We start from the raw sequence: 20,248 nt of genomic DNA on the forward strand, positions 1-20,248 counted from the left end.
ACAGAGCGCCAAACCCGCCAATACCTGCCAGCACGCCTTCGCGCATGGTCTTTTTGGCCAGCGGCCTGATGCGCTCAATCAGGGCGTCGCCCGCATCGATGTCAACGCCGGCGTCTTTGTAGGACAGGGGGGTGGGGGAGGTGGCAGAGGTGCTCATAGGGGGGCTCAAGGCAGGGACGGCACGGAACAGCGTGCGCAGCAGACTAAAATTTGCCCAGATTTTACGGGTTGCGCACCCAGTGCCCCCCGCTCACCCCTTCTTGCTGCCCTGTTTTGCCCCTCAAGCCCATGCGTTTTTGTGCCCCTACCCGCTGCTTTGGCCTGCGCGCCCCTGGGGCGCAGCCATGATGAAACAGCTGGCGCTGGACATTGGCCTGGCCACCGGGCCCACGCTGGCGCGGTTTCATGCAGGCCCCAATGAGGCCGCTTTACAACACCTGCGCCTGGCGGTGGGCGAAGGTAGCAGCCAGGCCACCCGCTCCCCCGTGCCTACCTACCTGTGGGGCGAGCCCGGCAGCGGCAAGTCGCATTTGCTCAAGGCCGTGCGCCAGGCATTGCGCGACGACAGTGCCCGTGTGGGCTGGCTGGACCCCTCCGTGGCCGAGCCGCCAGATTTCGACGAGCAATGGGCCGCCGTGGTGATGGACGACGTGCATCTTTACAGCACAGCCCAGCAGGCCACTGCGTTCAACTGGTTCGTCAACGCCATCAGCCCCGCCAGCGGTAGCCAGCGCTGGGTGCTTGCTGCGGGCAACCTGCCCCCGGCCGACCTGCCGCTGCGCGACGACCTGCGCAGCCGCCTGGGCTGGGGCCATGTGTTCCAGCTGCAACTGCTGGGCGAGGCCGAGCGCCGCGCCGTGCTGCGCCAGGAGGCCGACGCACGCGGCGTGTTTTTGGGCGACGACGTGATGGACTACATGCTCAACCGCTTCTCGCGCGACCTGGGCAGCCTCATGCAACTGCTTGAACAGCTCGATGCTTTTGCGCTGCGCACCCAACGCGCCATCACGATCCCCTTGCTCAAAACCATGCTGGAGTCGGAATGACGCCGCGCCTCTTTTTTGTCCCTTTGTGAACCTGAATGACTTCTGAACCCCGCCGCCTGCGGCTCGCGCTGTTTGACCTGGACCACACGCTGCTGCCGCTCGACTCGGATTACGAGTGGGGCGAGTTCACCATCCGCATCGGCTGGAACGACCCCGTGGAGTTCGCGCGGCGCAACGACGAGTTTTATGCCCACTACCAGGCGGGCACGCTGGATGTGCACGACTACGTGCGTTTTGCCACCGAGGCCGTGCGCCTGCGCGGGCCCGAGGCGGCAGCGGCCGCCCACCAGCAGTTCATGCGCGATGTGATCACCCCGGCCATCCGGCCCCAGGCGCTCGACCTCATCCGCCAGCACCAGGCCGCAGGTGACGAGGTGCTGATCGTTACCGCCACCAATGAATTTGTGACCACGCCCATCGCCCAGGCGCTGGGCGTGCCGCAACTGCTGTCCGTGCAACTGGTGCGCGACGCCAGTGGCTGGTTTACCGGCGAGATCGACGGCATCCCCACCATGCGCGAAGGCAAGGTGCGCCGCATGGAACAATGGCTGTCCGAGCGGCAATTGGGCTGGGACGACGTGGAAAGTACGTTCTACAGCGACTCGATGAACGATGTGCCTTTGTTGGAGAAGGTGAACCACCCTGTCGCCACCAACCCCGACCCGCGCCTGCGTGCGCTGGCCCAGGAACGCGGCTGGCGCATACTGGACCTGTTTGCGGCCGATGCCGAAACGCCTGCATCACCAGCTGAATGATGAGCGCCTTGCAGCCCCTACCAGCCGCCGTTTCGTGCCCGACCCCCTGAATACTTTCACTCCATGATCAAGAAGTTCCTAGACAAACTGATGGGCAAATCGACGCCCGGCACCTCCGGTGGCAAGCCGCACTTCGGCAAGCGCGAAGAGGTGCCCGCCTCGGTACACGGCATCAACCCCGAGCTGGTGGACCGCCGCGCCGCCGACGTGGTGGCCACGCTCAAGCAGGCCGGTTTTGAGGCTTACATCGTGGGCGGCGCGGTGCGCGACCTGCTGCTGGGCCTGCGTCCCAAGGATTTCGACGTGGCCACCAACGCCACGCCCGAGCAGGTCAAGGGCCTGTTTCGCCGCGCCTTCATCATCGGCAAGCGTTTTCGCATCGTGCACGTGGTGCATGGCCGAGGGCGCGAACATGAGGTGATCGAGGTCTCTACCTTCCGCGCCTACCTCGACAACGCCGCCGCAGGCCAGGTGGCAGGCAACGAAAAGACGAGCAAGGCCCAGTTGTCGGGAATGCAGCATGCCGTGGACGCCAGCGGCCGCGTGCTGCGCGACAACGTCTGGGGCCCGCAGGACGAAGACGCCACGCGCCGCGACTTCACCGTGAACGCCATGTACTACGACCCGGTCAGCCAGATCGTGGTGGACTACCACAAGGGTTTGCAGGACGCCAAGAAGAAAACACTGCGCATGATTGGCGACCCCGCCACGCGCTACCGCGAAGATCCGGTGCGCATCATCCGTGCCGTGCGGTTTGCGGCCAAGCTCAGCGGCCTGGGTTTCAGCATTGAGGCCAAAACAGCAGCGCCCCTGGTGCAGTCGCAACTGCTGCTGGCCGAGGTGCCCCAAAGCCGCATGTTTGACGAAATGCTCAAGCTGCTGCAAACCGGCCACGCCATTGCCACCATCGAACAGCTGCGCAAGCTGGGCATGGCCAAGGGCATCTACCCGCTGCTTGATGTGGCGGTAGAGCGCGCCGACACGCCGTTTGTCAAAGCCGCCCTGGTGGACACCGACCGCCGCGTCAACGAAGGCAAGCCTGTGGCCCCGAGCTTCCTCTTGGCCTGCGTGCTGTGGGAAGACGTGCGCAATGGCTGGCAGGCGCGCCTGAACCAGCGCCAGCACCCGCTGCCTGCGCTGCAGGAGGCCATCGACGAAGTGTTCGACAAGCGCATTGGCGACGTGTCAGGCCGGGGCAAGCTGGCCGCCGACATGCGCGAGATCTGGGTCATGCAGCCGCGTTTTGAAAAGCGTGTGGGCAGCACGCCGTTTGGCATGGTGATGCAGCCGCGTTTCCGGGCCGGGTTCGACTTCATGCGCCTGCGCGCCGATGTCGGTGAAGTTGGCGAGGCGCTGGCCGAATGGTGGCAGGACTTCCAGACCGCCGATGACGAGCGCCGCGAAGACCTGATGGACCAGGCGAAGGAAGAACAAAAGGTCCGCCAGAAGGCGCAACCCGTGGTCAAACGAGTGCCCCGCGCAGCGCCTGCCGCCGAACCGCGCGCCTTGCCCCGTGCCGAGGTTGCTGAGGGCGATGCCAACGCCAACGATGGCGACGCCGAGTTCCCGTCAGACGGTGGCGCCCCCAAGAAGCGCCGCCGCCGTCGCCGCAAGCCCGGTGGTGCAGGGGGTGGCGAAGGCGCCGCACCCGCCGCTGCGGGCGAGTGACGCACCCAGGCGCAGCGTGGGTGCCCATGGCTGAGTCGGCCAACGCTGAGGGGGGCGTCTCTGTATTCATCGGCTTGGGCGCCAACCTGGGTGACCGCAAAGCCACCCTGCGCACTGCTCTGGCCGCCATTGGCCAGTTGCCCGGCACGCAGTTGCTGCGCGTGTCACCGCTCTATGGCAGCGCTCCGGTCGATGCGGGCGGGCCAGACTACCTCAACGCCGTGGCCGAGTTGGCCACCACGCAGACGCCCCAAGCCCTGCTGCAGGCTCTGCAGTCCATTGAGCAATTCGCAGGCCGTGAGCGCCCTTACCGCAACGCCCCGCGCACGCTGGACCTCGACATCCTGTGGTTTGGTGAGCAGGTGATCACCACCCCCGAACTCACTGTGCCCCACCCGCGCATGACAGAACGCGCATTTGTGCTGCGCCCGCTGGCGGACCTGGTGCCCGAGCGTGTGGGCGCAGATCTGCTGCAGGCTGTGGCGTCGCAGGACATCTATCCGCTGGAAGGGCCGAGTTGGGCAGATCGGGTAGGTTGAGAGTGGTTTGCTCCTGAAAGAGGAGCTGCTAGCGATTTATGGATAAGCGCTAGAGGCCAAAAACACCTGAAAATTCATCTTCAAGTGTCGGCTTCGGCCGCAACATACAAAACTGGCGCTGCGCAACACCAGTGCCACCGTGGAACCGGCTTCGCCGGGCCACGGGTGGCGTCCCCCATTGGGGGAAGCGGCGCAGCCGCTCAGGGGGTCAATCTACCTTTGCCCCAGACGCCTTCACCACCTGCTGGTACTTGGCCCGCTCGCTGGCCATGAACGTGTCGAACTGCTGGGGTGTGCTGGCCACCGGTTCGGCCAGCAGCAGGCCAAAGCGGGTCTTGGTTTCCGGCGCGTTGAGGGCGGCGACAAACGCCTTGTTCAGCTTGTCGATCACCGGCTTGGGCGTGGCGGCTGGGGCGACCAGGCCCCACCAGGTGTCAATCGCAAAACCCTTGAACGTGGCCGACAGCGGGGGCACACCGGGCAGCGAAGGCGAGGCGTCGAGCGAGGTGACGGCCAGCGCCTTGAGCTTGCCTGCGCGGATGTTGGGGGCAGCGGCTGCCAGGTTGTCGATGTTGAAGTCCACCTCGCCGCCCAGCAGGGCCAGTTGCGCGGGGTTGGCGCCGCGGTAGGGGATGTGCAGCGCAAAGATGCCTGCGCGCTGCTTGAACATTTCGCCCGCCAGATGTCCAGCGCTGCCGTTGCCGCCGCTGCCGTAGTTGAGCTTGGCGGGGTTGGCTTTGGCATACGCAATCAGGTCGGCCAGGGTGTTGATCTTGAGCTGCTCGGCCTTGGCTGCGTTGATGACGAGCACGTTGGGCACGCGCACCATTTGCGTGATGCCGACAAAGTCCTTGGCCGCGTCGTACGGCATGCGCGCATACAGCCAGGGGTTGACGGCGTGGGTGGCCGTGGCGGCAATGCCGATGGTCAGGCCGTCGGGCGCTGCCTTGGCAATGGCGTCGGCGCCGATGTTGCCGCCTGCGCCGCCCTTGTTGTCGATGATGACCGTGCCCAGCGATTCACGCACCCGTTCGGCCAGCGCGCGCGCTGTCACGTCGATGGGGCCGCCCGGTGCGTAGGGCACGATCAGCCGGATGGGCTGGCCGGAGTCCTGCGCAAATGCCACGGACGCAGCAAACGGGGATGAAAAAACCGCTGCAAGAGCGGCGCTGGCGAGGAGGTGGTTTCTGCGGTTCATGGGCGCCATTGTGCAAAAGAATCGTAAGAAAGCTTATGAAACCCTGTCATTGGGTGCGAAAAACATCGGCGGGCAGGCCCAGATCTTCGACCAGCATGCCCAGTTCGTGCGACGTACGGATGTCCAGTTTGAGGAAGATGGCCAGGCGGTGGGTGTCCACCGTGCGGGGGTCTATCGGGCGCTCGGGGTCTTGCTGGGCCAGGGCGCGTGCGGCTTCTTTGCTGCTGAGGCCCGTGGCCAACAGGCGCGCCACGGCCTGCTGGCGTGGGCTCAGGCCGTTCCAGCGCTCCAGCAGCTGGTGGCGGCGCTGGGCGCGTTGCGCCTCGGTCTGTGACAAGGCTGCCGCCTTGGCGACGGCGCTCAGCAGCGTCTGCTCGTTGCAGGGCTTTTCCAGCCAGTCCACCGCCCCTTGTTTGACGGCCGCCACGGCCGACGCCAGCTCGCCGTGGGCCGAGAGGAACACTGTTTTGAGCACTGTCTGCCGTTTGCGCATGTCTTCAAACACCTGCAGCCCGCTCATCCCGTCCATGCGCAAGTCCAGCAGCACGCAGCCGGGTTGGGCCAGGTCAGCCCGGGCCAGAAACTCCGGTCCGCTGCCGTAGGTGTGCGGCCGGTAGCCACCCGCCAGCAGCAGTGCCACCAGTGAATGGCGCACACCCTCATCGTCGTCCACGATGTGGACGGTGGCGGGCTCGGTTTCCTCAGATCGGGCGAGGGGGGCATCTGTCATGCGGTGGGCGCCTTGGGCAAACGGATTTCAAAGATTGCGCCGCCGCCTTCGCGGTTGCGGGCCAGCAGCTCGCCGCCCATGCTCTCGACAATGGAGCGGCAGATGTTCAGGCCGAGACCCAGGCCGTCCGAGCGCGTGGTGAAGAATGGCTCGAACAGGCGCTGCGCGATTTCGGGCGGCAGGCCCGGGCCACAGTCCAGCACCTGCAGCGATGCCTGCCCGGCATCCAACGTGGTGCGCAGCAACAGTTCGTGGTGCGCGGTGGTTCGGGGGGCGGTGGGCATGGCCTGCATCGCCTGCAGCGCGTTGAGCCCCAGGTTGAGCACCACCTGCTCCAGCAACACGCGGTCGGCAAGCACCTTAAGGGGCGCCCGGGCGAGGTCCAGCCGCACGGCAATGCCATGGCGCCGGGCTTCTGCGCGCAGCAGCAGCCCCAGCGATTCGTCCACCGCCGCGTTCAGGTCGCAGGGCTCCCGGGCCGCTGGATGCTGGCGCACCCAGCGGCGTATGCGGCCCACGATGTCAGCGGCGCGCAATGCCTGGGCCGAGAGGGCGGCGAGGCTGTCGTTCAGCAGTTCGGTCTTGCCTTGCGCCGCCAGCGAGCGTGCGGCGGCCGCGTAGTTGACCAGTGCGGCCAGCGGCTGGTTCAGCTCGTGCGCCAGGGTGGATGCCATCTCGCCCACGGTGATCACGCGCTGCACGCGCTGCAATTGCGCCTCGCGCTGCTGCTGCTGCTCTTCGGCCCGTTTTTGCGCGGTGATGTCCACCACCGAACTCATCCAGCCGATGTGTTTGCCGTCTCCATCGATGAGCTGGGCCGTGTAGAACATGGTGTACACGTCCGATCCATTGCGGTGCCGCAGGCGGTTTTCGTTGCCCTGGGGGGCGGCTTTGCCCGCCAGGGCGGTGTCGCTGTCCTTCCAGTGGCGGGCCAGTTCATCGGGGTGCCAGTAGGGGTAGGGCGGCAGGCAGCCGATCAACTCGTCGGCGCTGTAGCCCACCATGTCGCACATGGCGGCGTTCACGTAGACGATGCGGCCTTCCAGGTCACGTGCGCGCATGCCCACCAGCAGCGAGTCTTCCATCGACTGGCGAAACGCCTGTGCCTGCTGCAGCGCATGCGTGCGCTCCAACACGCGCTGCTCCAGTTCGATGCGGGCCTGCCGGTTCTCTTGCAGGCGGCGCTCGCGCAGTTGCCAGTACAGCGCGCCCAGCACCAGCAGGCCCGAGGCGAGGGTGGCCAGCACCCAGGCCTGCTGCCGGGCTTGCGCCACCACCTTGCTGTCGGCGGTCAGGGTGAGCGTCCAGCCCAGGTCGGGCAGGGGTTCTTCAAACGCCAGATAGTCTTTGCCGCTGTCGGACAGCCGCAGCTCCACCCCCGGCTGGTCTTCGCGCTGGCGCACCTGCCAGGGCACGGGCTGCGGGGTCCAGCGGGCGCCGTATTGCTCGTCGTGCTTTACCTGATGCACGTCCTGGGCTGACAGTGAGCGGGTGGTCTTGTACAGCCAAGGGGTGACGGAACCAAGGAACAGGATGCCGCGTTCGTCCGCCAGAAACACCGGGTCGCGCAGTTGAGCCCAGGTGTCCACGATGGGCTGCATCTGCACCTTGACGGCGACCACGCCGATGACCTGACCATCGTCATAAACGGGGGCGGATGCAAACAGGCCCGGTTCGCCCGTGGTTTTGCCAACGCCGTAGAAGCGCCCGGCGAGGCCCTGCAGTGCATCGCGAAAGTACGGGCGGTTGCTGTAGTTTTGGTTCACAAAGCTACTGGGCGTGTCCCAGTTGCTGGAGGCCAGGGTCACGCCCTTGGAATCCATCACATACAGCGTGTCCGAGCCCGCGTTGGCGTTCACGGCCTGCAGGTAGGCGTTGGCTGCGTTACGCCCGCTGCGGGAGTCGGGGTTGCGCAGCAGGGCCGCCACCAGGGGCTGCTGCGCGGCGGTAAAAGGCAGGTAGTTGTAGCGTGTGGCCACGCCGCGCAAGGCCAGGGCCTGCACTTCGCCGGATCGGCGCAGGTTGTCCCATTGGGTGTCGAGTTCGTCGCGGGTTGCCCATTCGCCTGCGCCCAGCACCAGCAGTACCGCCACGCCCAGCACGGCTGTCATGGGGCCAGAGCCGCGCAAGGCAGCGCGCAGGCGAGAAAAGGTGGTGGCGGACTGGGTTGGGGGCGTGCCGCCGTGTGCGGCGTCAGTCGCCCTCACATCCATGGGCATGGCCGGTACGTTGGGCAGGCCCATGGCGGCGCAGCGTACGCTCAGCCGCCGTGTTTATCCGCTTCGGAGGTAAAGGAGTCCGCGTAGAACTCCTCGGCGGGCAGGCCTCGATGGGCGCTGTAGGCATCGCGTGCAGATTCCACCACGATGGGTGCACCACAGGCATACACCTGGTGGCCCGAGAGGTCTGCAAAGTCATCCATCACCGCCTGGTGAACAAACCCTGCGCGGCCCGTCCAGCCATCCTCTGGCAGGGCGTTGGACACCACCGGCACATAGGTGAGGTGCGGCATTTCGGCCACACGGGCCAGCATCCAATCGTGCAGGTACAGGTCGCCCGGGCGGCGGCCGCCCCAGTACAGCGCCGTGGGGCGGGTGATGCCCTTGAACTGCATGTGCTCGATCAGCGCCTTGATGGGGGCAAAGCCCGTGCCGGACGCCAGAAACACCATGGGCTTGTTCGAGTCTTCCCGCAAAAAGAAGCTGCCGAACGGGCCTTCCACCCGCAGGATTTCCTTTTCCTTCATCGCGCCGAACACGTGGTCAGTGAACTTGCCGCCTGGCATGTGGCGGATGTGCAGTTCCACACCCGGCGCCTCGGTCTGTGTGTGCGGTGCATTGGCCATCGAATAGGCACGGCGGGCGCCGTCGCGCAGGATGAACTCGATGTACTGGCCTGCGTGGTAGCGGAAGGTGTCGGCCGCGGGCAGTTGCAGGCGCACCTGCATCACGTCGTGCGATTTTTTCTCGAGCGAGGACACACGTACCGGCATCTTCTTGATGGGGTAGGCGCTTTCGTCGGTGACCTGGCGCGATTCAAGCACCACGTCAGTCAGTGGCTGCGCGCAGCAGGTCAGCACCAGGCCCGCGGCCTCTTCGTCGGCGGTGAGTGCCTTGGACTGGTGCTCGCCATGGTGCACGGCGCCGCTGATTTTTTTGCACTTGCACGACCCGCAGGCGCCGTCCTTGCAGCCGTAGGGCAGGCCCACGCCGCTGCGGATGGCTGCGGCCAGGATGGCTTCGCCCGCATTGGCACTGAAAGCGCGGCCGCTGGGCTGCACGGTGATCTGGAACGCTGCGGGGGTTGCAGCCTCTGCGCTGGTCATGTGTGGGTATCCTTGGAGTCGTCTCAAGCAAACTAAACGGACCTGATTTTGCCCTCAAACCAAAGTCCTCTCGGCGCGCTGCCAGCCCGCTTTCGCCGCGAACGCCTGCTCATTGTGGGTTGTGGTGACGTGGGTCAACGCGTGGTGCGCAACCTGCAGACCGGCCCAGGGGCCGGGCGTATGCGGGTGCTGGCACTCACCTCCAGTGCGGGGCGGGTGCCGGTGCTGCGGACGCAAGGGGCGGTGCCGCTCGTGGGTAATCTGGATGACGCCGCCACATTGCGGCGTCTGTCTGGCGTGGCCACGCGCGTGCTGCATCTGGCGCCCCCGCCGGGCGAAGGCGCTGGTGGCAATGCCTGGTGGCGCGACCCGCGCACGGTGGCGTTGACCCAGGCTTTGCGGTTGCGCAGCCTGCCCGCGTCGCTGGTGTACGCGTCCACCAGCGGTGTGTATGGAGACTGCCAGGGCGCGCTGGTGCCCGAGACACGCGCTGTGGCGCCCGCCACGCCGCGCGCGCAACGCCGGGTGAATGCCGAGCGGGCGGTGCGCCACCTGGGCCGTGCAGGCGTGCGGGCCAGCGTGCTGCGCATTCCGGGCATCTATGCGCCCGACCGCGAGGGCGGCACACCCGAGGCGCGCCTGCGCCGGGGTACTCCGGTGCTGGTGGCCGAGGACGATGTATTCACCAACCACATCCACGCCGACGACCTGGCGCGTGCCTGCATGGCCGCCTTGTGGCGCGGGCGGCCACAACGGGCCTACAACGTGAGCGATTCCACCCACATGAAGATGGGCGACTACTTTGACCTGGCGGCCGACCTGTATGACCTGCCACGCCCGCCGCGGGTGCCCCGCAGCGGCGCGCAAGAGCAACTTTCGTTGATGCTACTGAGTTTCATGAGCGAATCGCGGCGGCTGGACAACCGCCGCATGCTCCAGGAGCTGGGGGTACGTTTGCGTTACCCCAGCGTGGCCAAAGGGCTGCGTGCTTAGCAGCGCAGCCGCAGCGCCCACATCACCACCTCAGCAGGGTGCCTGCCCACCCGCCGAACGGCAGACCCCGGCCGGGCCGGGGAGCCGACCAGGGCCAGCGCGCGGGTAGCGATTGCCCTGGCTGTCGGTGCAGCTGAAGTCTCCGCACTGCGTGAGGCGTGGTGGCGGTGGTGGTGTTGGCCTGCCCACCTGCGGAAACGGATCGGGGTACAGCGGGCGGTTGCCCACAGAGGGCACCACCACAACGCGGGGCTGGTTGGCGCGGGCCTTTTCTACCTCGGCATAGCCCTGCGGGCCCAGGCAGTCCAGGTCCACCTGGCGCTGGGCGGCCTCCAGGCGCAGCTCTTGGTCATAGGTAGATCGCGACAAGCCACTGGCCACCATGTCCAGGTTGCGGCGAGAGCGCGCGCACTCGGGCGAGCGGGCGTAGTCCTGCGGCTGGGGGGCAGCTGCGGCCGCCTGAGCAGCACGCGCACGGTCTCGTTCGGCATTGCGCAGGGCGTCTGTTTCTGCGGCCGTGGCTTCGGCCTGAAGCCGTTGCTGCTTGCGCTCCAGCGCCTCGGCGGCCAGTTCACGTTCTTGCTGTAGCTCTGCAGGGGACTTGCGGGGCTCCACCTCCCGCGCCGCCGCACCGCCTGGGCAAACCCCGTCCGTATACGTGACTTTGCCAGTGCGGGCATCGGTGCAGCGCACAACCTGGGCCTGCGCACCTGCCAGCATCCAGGCAGCGCACAGCCCAATGAGGATCTGGTGGCGGCGTAACATCATGGTTTGTCTGCTAGCTATTGGCTATTGGTTGTGGGCTCGGTGATCCTGCTGCCTCTGGCGGGGCTCAGGGCTTTTCGCCGCTGTTTTCGGACTGGCGTGAGCGCCAGTCTTGCGGATGTGGGGTGTAGCTGTCGGGAGCCATACGCCCTGGACGCTGGTCGCGGTTGCGCCGGTCTTCTGCTGCTCTGCGGTCGCGCTCGGCCTGGTCCCTAGCACGGTCGCGATTTGCGGCGTCGCGTGCCTGCTGTTCGCGACGGTCACGGTCTGCACGGTCACGGGCGGCGCGGTCGCGCTCAATGCGTTCGCGTTCCGCGCGGTCCCTGTCGCGGTTGTTGTTCCACCGGCCGTCGCGGTCATCGCGCCCGCCATAGTAGATGGGGGTGGGTGCGCGGTATATGGGCGCTGGCGCAGAGTAAACCGGCGCCGGATAGTAGGCGGGGGGGGCGTTGTTATAGATGTAGCCGGGCTGCTCATACACCTGGTAGCTCGGTTGCTGGTAATAGGGGTCGCCAGGCACCGTTGCGCAGCCAGTCAGCACGGTGCCCAGGACCGTGACAGAAATGATGCGGGCGATGTGATGTGTCATGGTAGTCAGACTCGGGCTAGGTGGGAGGCGTTCCAACGGGGAGGTAAAGCCTCTGAAAAGCACTCTGGTGGAGTGTTACCAATAAGGGCCTGTGCCTTTCAGCACCAATCCCTTTAGCGCCCGGTATACCGTTTTGGTTGACCTGCCGTCTGTAGGCGGGCGCGCCGCGTGGGTGCTGCGTTCACCGCGTCGACTGTCCGGTACTGCAAAAATAATAGCTGCTAGCGCTTATTTGACAAGCGCTAGCAGCCAATTTGACTGCAAAAACTCGTCGGAACCCAGCTATTTGGGCAGCACTCGGCGGATGGTCTCAGCCAGGTCTTCAGCCACGAACTTGGCCACATAACCGTCGGCACCCACGCTGCGCACGTGGTCTTCATTGGCCGAGCCCGACAGTGATGAGTGGATCACCACCGGCAACCCATGAAAGCGCGCATCCTGCTTGATGTTGCGCGTCAGGGTAAAGCCGTCCATTTCTGGCATTTCCAGGTCGGTCAACACCATGGAGACGCGGTCCAGCACCGTTTTGCCTTCGGCCTCGGCGCTTTTGGCAATGGCGTTGAGGCGGTCCCACGCTTCTTTTCCAGACTTCACCATTTCGTAGGGGGCAGCCAGAACCTTGAGTTCCTGCTCGATGAGCGAGCGCGCTACGAATGAATCGTCTGCAGCCAGGATGATGGTGCCGGGCCTGAGTTTGAGTTTGGCGCCCACCTTTTCTTCGGTGACCTCGTGGCCGTCCGAAGGCGACACCATCTGCAGGATGGCCTCCACGTCCAGCACTTGGGCCAGACGCGACTCGTCGGTGTTGCCATCCAGACGGGCGATGCTGGTGACCAGCTTGCCTGCAGCGCCGCTGGTTTCGGCCGAGAGCACCTGCTTCCAGTCCAGTCGCACGATGTCTTCCACCGACTCGACCGCGAACGCCTGCGTGGTGCGCGCGTACTCGGTCACCAGCATGATGTTCAGGCCCGTCTGTGGCTTGCAGCCGACAATGGCCGGCAAGTCCAGCACAGGGATCACCTGCCCGCGCAGGTTGACCACGCCCAGTGAGAACTGCGTGGTGCCCGCAATCGGCGTGATGCTGGGCATGGCCACGATCTCTCGGATCTTGAACACGTTGATGCCGAACAGCTCGGATTTGCCCAGAGCACTGTCGGTGCCCAGGCGAAACAGCAGCAGCTCGAATTTGTTGGTGCTGGTGAGGTTGGTCCGCTCGTCGATGTCCTGCTGCACTGCTTTCATGATGGGTCCTTCGCGCTGATACGCACGTTTACAAATTCTAGGAGGAGAACGCCAAAGCTGTTCGTAAATTTTTACGCCAGTTGTTGGTGTTTCTCTGCGAGGTCACTGTCGGATAAGGGTTTGCATAGGTGCGGATGGCACAGATCGGTGCGTTTTTAGCCACTGCGCCTCGCCGCGAGGCAAGGTGCAACGCCACACCCACTCATGCTTCCCCTCCCCATGTTTCATTCCGGTCCTCCCACTGATGCAGCGGTAGGGTATCCGTCATTTACTAAATTTATCATATTTATCAAAATGTAGTCAACAATCATTTGCTGTTCATTTTTGTGCCACGTGACCCGCGCCCGTTTTTGTTTTTGTGTAGTGCGGCCCGGTGGGGTGGGGGCGTAAAAGTGGTGCCGCAACAGCCTACAGTCCACCAGTGGTTTCATCTCTCAGTCTCTCAATCTCTCAGACCGTCACTCCTGGCAAGTCCCGCAGATAGCGGTGCAGCGCCGCAATGGTCTGCCGCACCTTCGCCGGTTGCGCGTCGCGCTGGGGGGTCACGGCCCAGATATCCAGCGTGCCAAACGACCAGTCGGGCAGCAGTCGCACCAGCCGGCCGTCCTGCAGCCCATCCTGTGCATCCATGCTGCCCACCAGCGCCAGGCCTAACCCGGCCTCACACATCTGCTGGATGGACAGTTGGTTATTGCTGGCAATGCGCGGCTCCACCCGCAAAGCGCGCTGCTCGCCCGCAGGGCTGCGCAGGTCGACTACAAGGCCGCCGTTCTCGCGCGCAAAGCCAAGCCAGCTGTGGGACAGCAGCGTGTCGGGGTCCTGTGGCAGCCCATGCGCGGCCGCCCAGTCGGGTGATGCGCACAGGATCCACTGCATGCCACCCAGACGTCTGGCTGCCCAGCTGGAATCCTGAAGCCGCCCATAGCGCACGGCCAAGTCAATACGCGCATTGATGAGGTCGATGGTGGAGTCGTCCACCAGCAGGCGCAGGCGCAGCGCGGGGTGTGCCGACAGCAGCTCGCCCAGCGCGGGCGAAATATGGCGCGCAAAACCCACGGTAGCTGACAGGCGCAGCTCGCCACTGGGCGCATCGCGCGACGCGGCCAGCTCGGCGCGCGCCTGATCGGCCGCAGCACACATGGCCGCGCAGCGCGCGTGGTAGCGCTGGCCCGCCTCGGTGAGTGCCAGCTTGCGGGTAGACCGGTGCAGCAGCGTGACGCCGCCATCGCTTTCCAGCTTGCGCACCTGCTGACTTACGGCGGAGGTGCTCATGCCCAAAGCGCGGGCTGCACCGCTCATCGAGCCGTGTTGCACCACGGCGGCGAAGACGGCCATGCGTTTGAGGTCTTCCATAGGTAACAAGGACTTATTGTGAAGTGGAGCTTCAAAGAGAAGGCAGTTTTAGCCATCTACCGCCTGCTTTGACAAGCCCCTATTCTCACTGCATCGCAACTTTGAAACCAAGGACCTCGTATGAACATCGCTCTGATTGGTGCCACCGGCTTCGTCGGCTCGGCCGTGCTTGATGAACTGCTGCAACGCGGCCACCGCGTTACAGTGCTGGCACGCAACCTTGGCAAGCTGACCCCCCGCGAAGGCCTGTCCGTGGTGGCCGCCGACGCCCAGGATGCTGCCCAGGTCGCCAAGGCCGCCGCAGGCCACGATGCAGTGGTGAGCGCCTACAACCCCGGCTGGGAGAACCCCAACATCCACGATGAATTCCTGAAAGGAACCCGCGCCATCATCGACGGCACCAAAGCCGCCGGTGTGCGCCGCTTCCTCATGGTGGGCGGAGCCGGCAGCTTGTTTGTAGCGCCCGGCGTGCAGCTGGTGGACACGGCCCAGTTCCCCGCTGAATGGAAGCAGGGCGCTCTGGCCGCCCGCGAGACGCTGAACTGGATCCGTGCCGAAAACACACTGGACTGGACCTTCCTGTCGCCCCCCATCCTGCTGCAGCCCGGCGAGCGCACGGGCCAGTACCGCCTGGGTGACGAGGCGCCGCTGATGAATGGCGATCAGCCCGGCAGCATCAGCGTGGCCGACCTGGCGGTGGCCATTGCCGACGAGCTTGAAACGCCACGGCATGTGCAGAAGCGGTTTACGGTGGCGAACTGACCACAAATGGACCATCCCTCTGGGTAACAGGTAATCTACGGCGGTCCAAATTCATTCAGTTTGAGAAGCAGGAAGGCTGCTCGAAGAGCCCGATGCAGCATGCGCTTTGCTACGAAGGTGCAAATGTAGAGAATGCTCATCTAAGTTTTTAAGGGAGAGAAGATGGCGGTTGTACGAACTTTCTTGGCTACGGACGAGCACGGAAATCAATATTCCGTATGCGTCAGCGCAGTGCAGCTTCGCTCCCATACTGCGACGCGCTCTGTATATGACTACAGCCTGGAGAGTACGGGCGAGCTTTTACGTGAAGACAAGAGCCGACCAGGGCACTTCGTCGGTAGAAAATCTGGCCTTCAACTGAGCCGCCTCGATGACTAATTTGAGTAAAGGACGACGAGTGACGTTTCGGTTCGCTTCTGGTTTGAGTTGCGCGGCGGTTTTCTTGGTGTTGGCAGGTTGCGATGCAGGCGCCCCCAGTCAATCCCTCGCAGCGGGGACGCCGCCCACAGTCAAACAGACATCACAGAACCCCTATGCGAGGTGCGCAGGCAGTACCGAGGAGATAAAGTGCCGTAGGGCTGTGGATGAGGCAAATGGTGAGAGTCAGGAGGCGAAAGAAGGCCGTCGCCAGAGGCTCGAAAGTGATCGCGCGCAGGCGTTTGAGAGGGTTGTAGCTCAACCAAGTCAGGGTAACGCAGTGCAGCAATCTGTCGCGAGCGATCCTGTCGTGGGCTTAACTGCTGCTGAGGCCCGACAATCAGCATGGGGGTCTCCTGAGTCCGTCAACAGAACCGTTACGCAATACGGAACTCGTGAGCAGTGGGTCTATAGTGGAGGGAGATTTCTCTACCTATCAGAAGGACGAGTGACTGGAGTGCAATCGCAGCACTAACATCGCGCCTCCTTGCGAAATGCCCGGGGTTGACGAGGCGCCGGTGCATCGGAATCGCTCTAAAGAGTATTCAGATGGTGCTTGGGAGCACTTTTACCCAATAAACCACCGCATCGGCACCAGCACGATGGACGGGAACAGCACCATCAAAAACATCATCGCGAACTGCGCGCCCATGAAGGGGAGCACGCCCCGGGTGACTTCGTCCATGCGCATGCGTCCCACCCCCGCCACCACATTCAGCACGGTGCCCACCGGCGGAGTGATCAAGCCGATGGCGTTGTTCATGATGAACAGCACGCCGAAGTAGACCGGGTCGATGCCTGCGGCCTTGATGACGGGCATCAGCATGGGCGCCAGGATCAAGATGGTGGGTGTCATGTCCATGGCGGTGCCCACGGCCATCACCAGCAGCATGATGGCCATCATCAGCAGGATGGGGTTGTCCATGAAGGGCTTGAGCAGGGCGACCAGTTGGCGCGGGATGTCGGCCACGGTGATGAGCCAGGCGCTCACCATGGCGGCGGCCACCAGGAACATGATCACGGCCGTGGTCTTGGCGGCATTTACGAACACGGCAGTCAGCTGGCGCCAGTGCAGTTCGCGGTACACCACCGTGGCCACGAAGAGCGCATAGACGGCGGCCACGGCGGCGGCTTCGGTAGGGGTGAACACGCCCATCTTCAAGCCCACGATCACGATCACCGGCAGGAACAGCGCCCAGGTGGATTCCTTCAAGGCCTGCAGCATTTCCGCAGTGGTCGCACGGGGCGGGGGCTTGATGTTTTCGCGCTGCGACACCCAGTACCAGGCCGCAGCGATCGACAGGCCCATCAGCAGCCCCGGCACGATACCCGCCAGAAACAGCTTGCTGATCGACACATTCGCCGCCACGCCAAACACCACAAAACCAATCGACGGCGGAATGACGGGCGCGATGATGCCCGCCGAGGCAATCAGCCCCCCGGCGCGCGCCTTGTCGTGGCCAGCCTTGACCATCATGGGCAGCAGCAACGCGGCCAATGCAGCGGTGTCTGCCACGGCAGAGCCCGATAGCGCCGCCAGCATGCAGGCCGCGAGGATGGCCACAAAACCCAGGCCGCCGCGCTTGTGCCCCACCAGCGTCAGTGCCAGCTTGACGATACGCTGCGACAAGCCCCCCGCGTTCATGATCTCGCCCGCCAGCATGAAAAATGGCACGGCCAGCAGCGGGAATGAATCTGCGCCGTTGATGACGTTCTGCGCCAGGATCTGTGCGTCGAACAGGTCCAGGTGCCACATCAGCGCCACGCCTGAGACCAGCAGTGCGTAGGCAATAGGAACGCCAACGGCCATGGCTGCTAATAGCGCGCCGAGAAAGATGAATACGGTCATGGGGTGGTCTCCTGGGCGGGCTCACTTGGATGGCGGTGGTGGCGTGGTGGTGCGGGCAAGGTGCAAGGCCTCGGCGGTGGCCACTTCTTCGGCGCCGGGCGCGCGCACCAGTTGGTCGTCTGGCATCTGCCCCGACAGCAGCCGCCACAGGTTGAGCAGCAGCAGCGCGCCCGACGCCACGGCAAACACGACCCCGGACGCGTAGAAGATCGCCATTGATGCGCCGGTCACGGGCGCCTCCACATCCCAGTTGATGCGGGCCTGCGACAGGGCGCCACTGAACAGCAGCCAGGTGCAAAACAGCATGAGGCCGTGGCTGATGACCAGGCACACCCGTTGTGCGATGGGTGGAAGCTTGGTGAGAACCAGGTCGGTGCCCAGGTGGCCGTGTTCTTTCACCGCCACGATGGCACCCAGGAACGTGATCCACACAAACAGCCAGCGCGACACCTCTTCGCTGACCGCGATGCCGGAGTTGAAGGCGTAGCGCAGCACCACGTTGCCGAACACCATCACCACCATCACGGCCAGTGCCAGCGCGATGAGGATGTTGATCCACCGGCAGCACCGGTCTATGAGGGCGTTCAGCATGGTTGTTGTCTCCGTAGTGGCGTCTTTGACCATTCTGTGTTGCTCTGAGCAGGTCAAAGCACTGCGTCGCGCAACAAGCCGCGCTGCGTCAGATTGCTGATGAAAGCGCGCAAGCCAAAGCGCCAGGGCGCGGCGGTTTCGCTGTGGGTCACGCGGTTGTGCAAGCCGCCCAGCCAGTGGCTTTGTATGGTGACCACGTCCCCAAGCTTGTGGGTAAAACCGCTTCCGGGCTCGTCCCGGTCTTCAATGGGCGCAAACAGCGTGCCCAAAAACAGCATGAACCCGTCCGGGTACTGGTGCGCTGCCAGTGTCTGCGCCACCAGGTCGGCCGGGTCGCGGCTGATGCTGGCCATGGTGTTGATGCCGCGCAGCTCGTACCCGTCTGCACCCGCCACGCGCAGGTGCACGGTTTCGTTGCGCACCTGGTCCAGGCCAAAGCCCGCGCCATCAAATATGCGGATGAAAGGCCCCAGCGCACACGACGCGTTGTTGTCCTTGGCCTTGCCCAGCAGCAGGGCGCTGCGGCCCTCGATGTCGCGCAGGTTCACGTCGTTGCCCAGCGTGGCGCCCACGATCTGGCCCCGGCTGTTCACGGCAAGCACCACCTCGGGCTCGGGGTTGTTCCAGGCCGAATCGGAACGGATGCCGATGTCGTCCCCGCAGCCGACGGACGCCAGCACCGGCGCCTTGGTGAACACCTCGGCATCGGGGCCAATACCCACCTCCAGATACTGCGACCACAGGCCTTTCTCTTGCAACAACGTTTTGAGTTCCATGGCCTCGGGCGAACCAGGGCGGATGTCGGCAAGGTTCTCGCCGATCAGCTCGATGACCTGGCTTCGCAAGGCTTGCGCACGGCTGGCGTCGCCCCGGGCCTGTTCTTCGATCACGCGCTCGATCAGGCTGGCAGCAAACGTGACGCCCGCCGCCTTGACCACCTGCAGGTCGCACGGGGCCAGGAGCCAGGGGCGGCTCGTGTCGCGCGTGCCGGGCAGGCTGTTGGTCAGCAGGTCATCCACGCTGCACAGGTACTGGCCGGTGGCTGCACGCACCGCCTCGGCGGGCGCCAGCGTGTCGAGCAGCGTGCTCATGGTGGGGTAGTGCGCGCTGAGGTCGAACACACCTTCGGGCCGCAGCGCCACCACAGCCGGGCCCGCAACGGCGCCCTGTGGTGCCCACACCCGGCCCACCAGCGTGCCCTGCAGGCCATCGTCGGGAAGCACTTGCAATGCGGTCTGGGGCGCGCGGGCCCGTTCAGCAACTGCCGTCGCCGTCATGTTGTTCATGGAGAGTCCTTCGAAAAAATCCGGGGAAGGCACCGCTGGCCCGCCCGCTCGTTGTCAGTGGTTGTGGCGTGGTGTCTTTTCGGAAATGCGCTGGAATGCCAGCGCAAAGTCCAGCGTCGCGCCATCGGCCAGCTGCCCCGTCTTCTCGCGGTACAACGCCTCCCAGGGGGACTGGCTCGCGGGCACGGGTGGGTCGGGCAGTTCACGCTTTCGGCGGGCGATTTCCTCGGGCGCGACCAGCGCATCGCAGCGCCCGGTGTTGAGGTCGATGCGGATGGTGTCGCCGCTTTGCAGCCAGGAGAGGCCCCCGCCCACGGCGCTCTCGGGCGATGCGTTCAGGATGGACGGGCTGTCTGCCGTGCCCGACTGCCTCCCGTCACCCAGCGTGGGCAGCGTGTTGATGCCGCGCCGGATCAGCGCGTCGGGCGGCTGCATGTTGACCACCTCGGCGGAGCCGGGCCAGCCAATGGGCCCCGCGCCGCGCATCACCAGAATGCAGCCTTCGTCGATGTTCAGCGCCGGGTCGTTGATGCGTGCGTGGTAGTCGTCGGCGCCCTCAAACACCACGGCGCGGGCTTCAAAGATGCCCTCGTGCCCCGGCTGGCTCAGGTAGCATGCGCGAAACGCGGGCGATATCACCGAGGTCTTCATGATGCCGAAGTCGAACAGGTTGCCGCTGAGCACCAGGAACCCCGCTTTTTGCATCAGCGGAGCGCTGAACGGGCGGATCACCTCACGGTCGCGCGTCTCGCGGCCCTGCAGGTTGTCGCCGATGGTTTTTCCTGTCACGCTGGCGCACTCGGCGTGCAGCTTGCCAGCCTGCTGCAGCTCCCACATCAGCGCAGGCACACCGCCCGCGCGAAAGAATCGCTCACCCAAAAACTGGCCCGCAGGCTGCATGTTCAGCAGCAGGGGCAGGTCATAGGCGTGTTCGGTCCAGTCCTTGGCCTCCAGCACCACGCCCGCATGGCGCGCCATGGCCATCACGTGGACCTGCGCATTGCTGCTGCCCCCGGCCACGCTGATGACCGACAGCGCATTCAAGAAGCTCTCGCGCGTCAGGATGCGCGAGGGTCGCAGGTCTTCATAGGCCATATCAACAATGCGCCGCCCGGTTTCGTACGCCATCTGGCCGCGTTC

The 20,248-nt window shown here is 64.9% G+C and carries 18 protein-coding genes and 1 pseudogene; 6 read left to right on the forward strand and 13 right to left on the reverse strand.

Features of this window, described 5'->3' with window-relative positions:
* Positions 1 to 157 (reverse strand): annotated as a pseudogene (locus ACK4OE_RS20645) (phosphoribosylformylglycinamidine cyclo-ligase); the annotation flags it as partial.
* A gap of 190 nt (positions 158 to 347) precedes the next feature.
* Between ACK4OE_RS20645 and hda the strand changes: the two are divergent.
* From hda to folK, 4 genes are all read left to right on the forward strand, one after another.
* Positions 348 to 1,046 carry a DnaA regulatory inactivator Hda gene (gene hda / locus ACK4OE_RS20650; protein WP_409887640.1) on the forward strand — a complete coding sequence of 233 codons (699 nt, stop codon included), beginning with the start codon at positions 348 to 350 and terminating at the stop codon, positions 1,044 to 1,046.
* Between the two features lie 35 nt (positions 1,047 to 1,081).
* The gene (locus ACK4OE_RS20655; RefSeq protein ID WP_409887606.1) at positions 1,082 to 1,801 is read left to right on the forward strand and encodes an HAD family hydrolase; all 720 of its coding nucleotides are present in this window, start codon (positions 1,082 to 1,084) and stop codon (positions 1,799 to 1,801) included.
* A 63-nt stretch (positions 1,802 to 1,864) separates the two neighbouring features.
* Entirely contained in the window at positions 1,865 to 3,469 is a 1,605-nt protein-coding gene (pcnB, locus tag ACK4OE_RS20660) for a polynucleotide adenylyltransferase PcnB (RefSeq protein ID WP_409887608.1), read from the forward strand.
* 26 nt (positions 3,470 to 3,495) lie between these two features.
* A complete protein-coding gene (gene folK / locus ACK4OE_RS20665; protein WP_409887610.1) occupies positions 3,496 to 4,008 on the forward strand; it encodes a 2-amino-4-hydroxy-6-hydroxymethyldihydropteridine diphosphokinase in 513 nt (170 codons plus the stop codon).
* Between the two features lie 208 nt (positions 4,009 to 4,216).
* Here folK and ACK4OE_RS20670 read toward each other — a convergent pair whose 3' ends face one another.
* The 4 genes from ACK4OE_RS20670 to ACK4OE_RS20685 are packed head-to-tail and all read right to left on the reverse strand — an operon-like array spanning position 4,217 to position 9,261.
* Entirely contained in the window at positions 4,217 to 5,206 is a 990-nt protein-coding gene (locus ACK4OE_RS20670; protein ID WP_409887612.1) for a Bug family tripartite tricarboxylate transporter substrate binding protein, read from the reverse strand.
* A 46-nt stretch (positions 5,207 to 5,252) separates the two neighbouring features.
* Positions 5,253 to 5,936, reverse strand: a complete 684-nt coding sequence (locus ACK4OE_RS20675) for a response regulator transcription factor (RefSeq protein ID WP_409887614.1) — start codon at positions 5,934 to 5,936, stop codon at positions 5,253 to 5,255.
* Positions 5,933 to 8,179, reverse strand: coding sequence for an ATP-binding protein (locus ACK4OE_RS20680; RefSeq protein WP_409887616.1), 2,247 nt, complete (start codon positions 8,177 to 8,179; stop codon positions 5,933 to 5,935). The genes ACK4OE_RS20675 and ACK4OE_RS20680 overlap by 4 nt, the downstream gene beginning before the upstream one ends.
* Positions 8,180 to 8,196: 17 nt before the next feature.
* Complete coding sequence (locus ACK4OE_RS20685; RefSeq protein WP_409887618.1) at positions 8,197 to 9,261, reverse strand: CDP-6-deoxy-delta-3,4-glucoseen reductase; 1,065 nt, start codon at positions 9,259 to 9,261, stop codon at positions 8,197 to 8,199.
* Positions 9,262 to 9,309: 48 nt separating this feature from the next.
* On the opposite strand from ACK4OE_RS20685, the gene ACK4OE_RS20690 reads away from it, so the two are divergent.
* Positions 9,310 to 10,254 carry an NAD-dependent epimerase/dehydratase family protein gene (locus tag ACK4OE_RS20690; protein WP_409887620.1) on the forward strand — a complete coding sequence of 315 codons (945 nt, stop codon included), beginning with the start codon at positions 9,310 to 9,312 and terminating at the stop codon, positions 10,252 to 10,254.
* Between the two features lie 30 nt (positions 10,255 to 10,284).
* Here ACK4OE_RS20690 and ACK4OE_RS20695 read toward each other — a convergent pair whose 3' ends face one another.
* The 4 genes from ACK4OE_RS20695 to ACK4OE_RS20710 form a co-directional block, all read right to left on the reverse strand.
* Positions 10,285 to 11,022 (reverse strand): DUF4124 domain-containing protein, encoded by a 738-nt coding sequence (locus tag ACK4OE_RS20695; RefSeq protein ID WP_409887622.1) that lies wholly within the window; start codon positions 11,020 to 11,022, stop codon positions 10,285 to 10,287.
* A 64-nt stretch (positions 11,023 to 11,086) separates the two neighbouring features.
* Positions 11,087 to 11,608, reverse strand: coding sequence for a hypothetical protein (locus ACK4OE_RS20700; RefSeq protein ID WP_409887624.1), 522 nt, complete (start codon positions 11,606 to 11,608; stop codon positions 11,087 to 11,089).
* Between the two features lie 282 nt (positions 11,609 to 11,890).
* Entirely contained in the window at positions 11,891 to 12,850 is a 960-nt protein-coding gene (locus ACK4OE_RS20705) for a chemotaxis protein (RefSeq protein ID WP_409887626.1), read from the reverse strand.
* A 450-nt stretch (positions 12,851 to 13,300) separates the two neighbouring features.
* Positions 13,301 to 14,203: a LysR family transcriptional regulator gene (locus tag ACK4OE_RS20710; protein ID WP_409887628.1), complete on the reverse strand. Its 903-nt coding sequence runs from the start codon at positions 14,201 to 14,203 to the stop codon at positions 13,301 to 13,303.
* Positions 14,204 to 14,323: 120 nt separating this feature from the next.
* Between ACK4OE_RS20710 and ACK4OE_RS20715 the strand changes: the two genes are divergently transcribed.
* Complete coding sequence (locus ACK4OE_RS20715; protein ID WP_409887630.1) at positions 14,324 to 14,965, forward strand: NAD(P)-dependent oxidoreductase; 642 nt, start codon at positions 14,324 to 14,326, stop codon at positions 14,963 to 14,965.
* Between the two features lie 985 nt (positions 14,966 to 15,950).
* On the opposite strand, the gene ACK4OE_RS20720 is transcribed toward ACK4OE_RS20715, so the two are convergent.
* From ACK4OE_RS20720 to ACK4OE_RS20735, 4 genes are all read right to left on the reverse strand, one after another.
* On the reverse strand, positions 15,951 to 17,231 hold the full coding sequence (locus tag ACK4OE_RS20720) for a TRAP transporter large permease subunit (RefSeq protein ID WP_409887632.1): 1,281 nt from the start codon (positions 17,229 to 17,231) through the stop codon (positions 15,951 to 15,953).
* A gap of 21 nt (positions 17,232 to 17,252) precedes the next feature.
* Positions 17,253 to 17,822: a TRAP transporter small permease gene (locus ACK4OE_RS20725; RefSeq protein WP_409887634.1), complete on the reverse strand. Its 570-nt coding sequence runs from the start codon at positions 17,820 to 17,822 to the stop codon at positions 17,253 to 17,255.
* 53 nt (positions 17,823 to 17,875) lie between these two features.
* Complete coding sequence (locus tag ACK4OE_RS20730) at positions 17,876 to 19,108, reverse strand: fumarylacetoacetate hydrolase family protein (RefSeq protein ID WP_409887636.1); 1,233 nt, start codon at positions 19,106 to 19,108, stop codon at positions 17,876 to 17,878.
* Positions 19,109 to 19,162: 54 nt separating this feature from the next.
* On the reverse strand, positions 19,163 to 20,248 hold a 1,086-nt coding region (locus ACK4OE_RS20735), incomplete at its 5' end, for a dihydroxy-acid dehydratase (RefSeq protein WP_409887638.1).

This window comes from Acidovorax sp. (assembly GCF_046314175.1).
GTDB lineage: Bacteria > Pseudomonadota > Gammaproteobacteria > Burkholderiales > Burkholderiaceae_C > Acidovorax.

Excerpts from the sequence above, each read along its gene's own strand:
- hda (WP_409887640.1), top strand. The coding sequence starts at position 348 with ATGAAACAGCTGGCGCTGGACATTGGCCTGGCCACCGGGCCCACGCTG.
- ACK4OE_RS20710 (WP_409887628.1), bottom strand. The coding sequence starts at position 14,203 with ATGGAAGACCTCAAACGCATGGCCGTCTTCGCCGCCGTGGTGCAACAC.
- ACK4OE_RS20705 (WP_409887626.1), bottom strand. The coding sequence starts at position 12,850 with ATGAAAGCAGTGCAGCAGGACATCGACGAGCGGACCAACCTCACCAGC.
- ACK4OE_RS20720 (WP_409887632.1), bottom strand. The coding sequence starts at position 17,231 with ATGACCGTATTCATCTTTCTCGGCGCGCTATTAGCAGCCATGGCCGTT.
- ACK4OE_RS20670 (WP_409887612.1), bottom strand. The coding sequence starts at position 5,206 with ATGAACCGCAGAAACCACCTCCTCGCCAGCGCCGCTCTTGCAGCGGTT.
- pcnB (WP_409887608.1), top strand. The coding sequence starts at position 1,865 with ATGATCAAGAAGTTCCTAGACAAACTGATGGGCAAATCGACGCCCGGC.
- ACK4OE_RS20675 (WP_409887614.1), bottom strand. The coding sequence starts at position 5,936 with ATGACAGATGCCCCCCTCGCCCGATCTGAGGAAACCGAGCCCGCCACC.
- ACK4OE_RS20680 (WP_409887616.1), bottom strand. The coding sequence starts at position 8,179 with ATGGGCCTGCCCAACGTACCGGCCATGCCCATGGATGTGAGGGCGACT.
- ACK4OE_RS20695 (WP_409887622.1), bottom strand. The coding sequence starts at position 11,022 with ATGATGTTACGCCGCCACCAGATCCTCATTGGGCTGTGCGCTGCCTGG.
- ACK4OE_RS20685 (WP_409887618.1), bottom strand. The coding sequence starts at position 9,261 with ATGACCAGCGCAGAGGCTGCAACCCCCGCAGCGTTCCAGATCACCGTG.
- ACK4OE_RS20655 (WP_409887606.1), top strand. The coding sequence starts at position 1,082 with ATGACTTCTGAACCCCGCCGCCTGCGGCTCGCGCTGTTTGACCTGGAC.
- ACK4OE_RS20715 (WP_409887630.1), top strand. The coding sequence starts at position 14,324 with ATGAACATCGCTCTGATTGGTGCCACCGGCTTCGTCGGCTCGGCCGTG.
- ACK4OE_RS20730 (WP_409887636.1), bottom strand. The coding sequence starts at position 19,108 with ATGAACAACATGACGGCGACGGCAGTTGCTGAACGGGCCCGCGCGCCC.
- folK (WP_409887610.1), top strand. The coding sequence starts at position 3,496 with ATGGCTGAGTCGGCCAACGCTGAGGGGGGCGTCTCTGTATTCATCGGC.
- ACK4OE_RS20700 (WP_409887624.1), bottom strand. The coding sequence starts at position 11,608 with ATGACACATCACATCGCCCGCATCATTTCTGTCACGGTCCTGGGCACC.
- ACK4OE_RS20725 (WP_409887634.1), bottom strand. The coding sequence starts at position 17,822 with ATGCTGAACGCCCTCATAGACCGGTGCTGCCGGTGGATCAACATCCTC.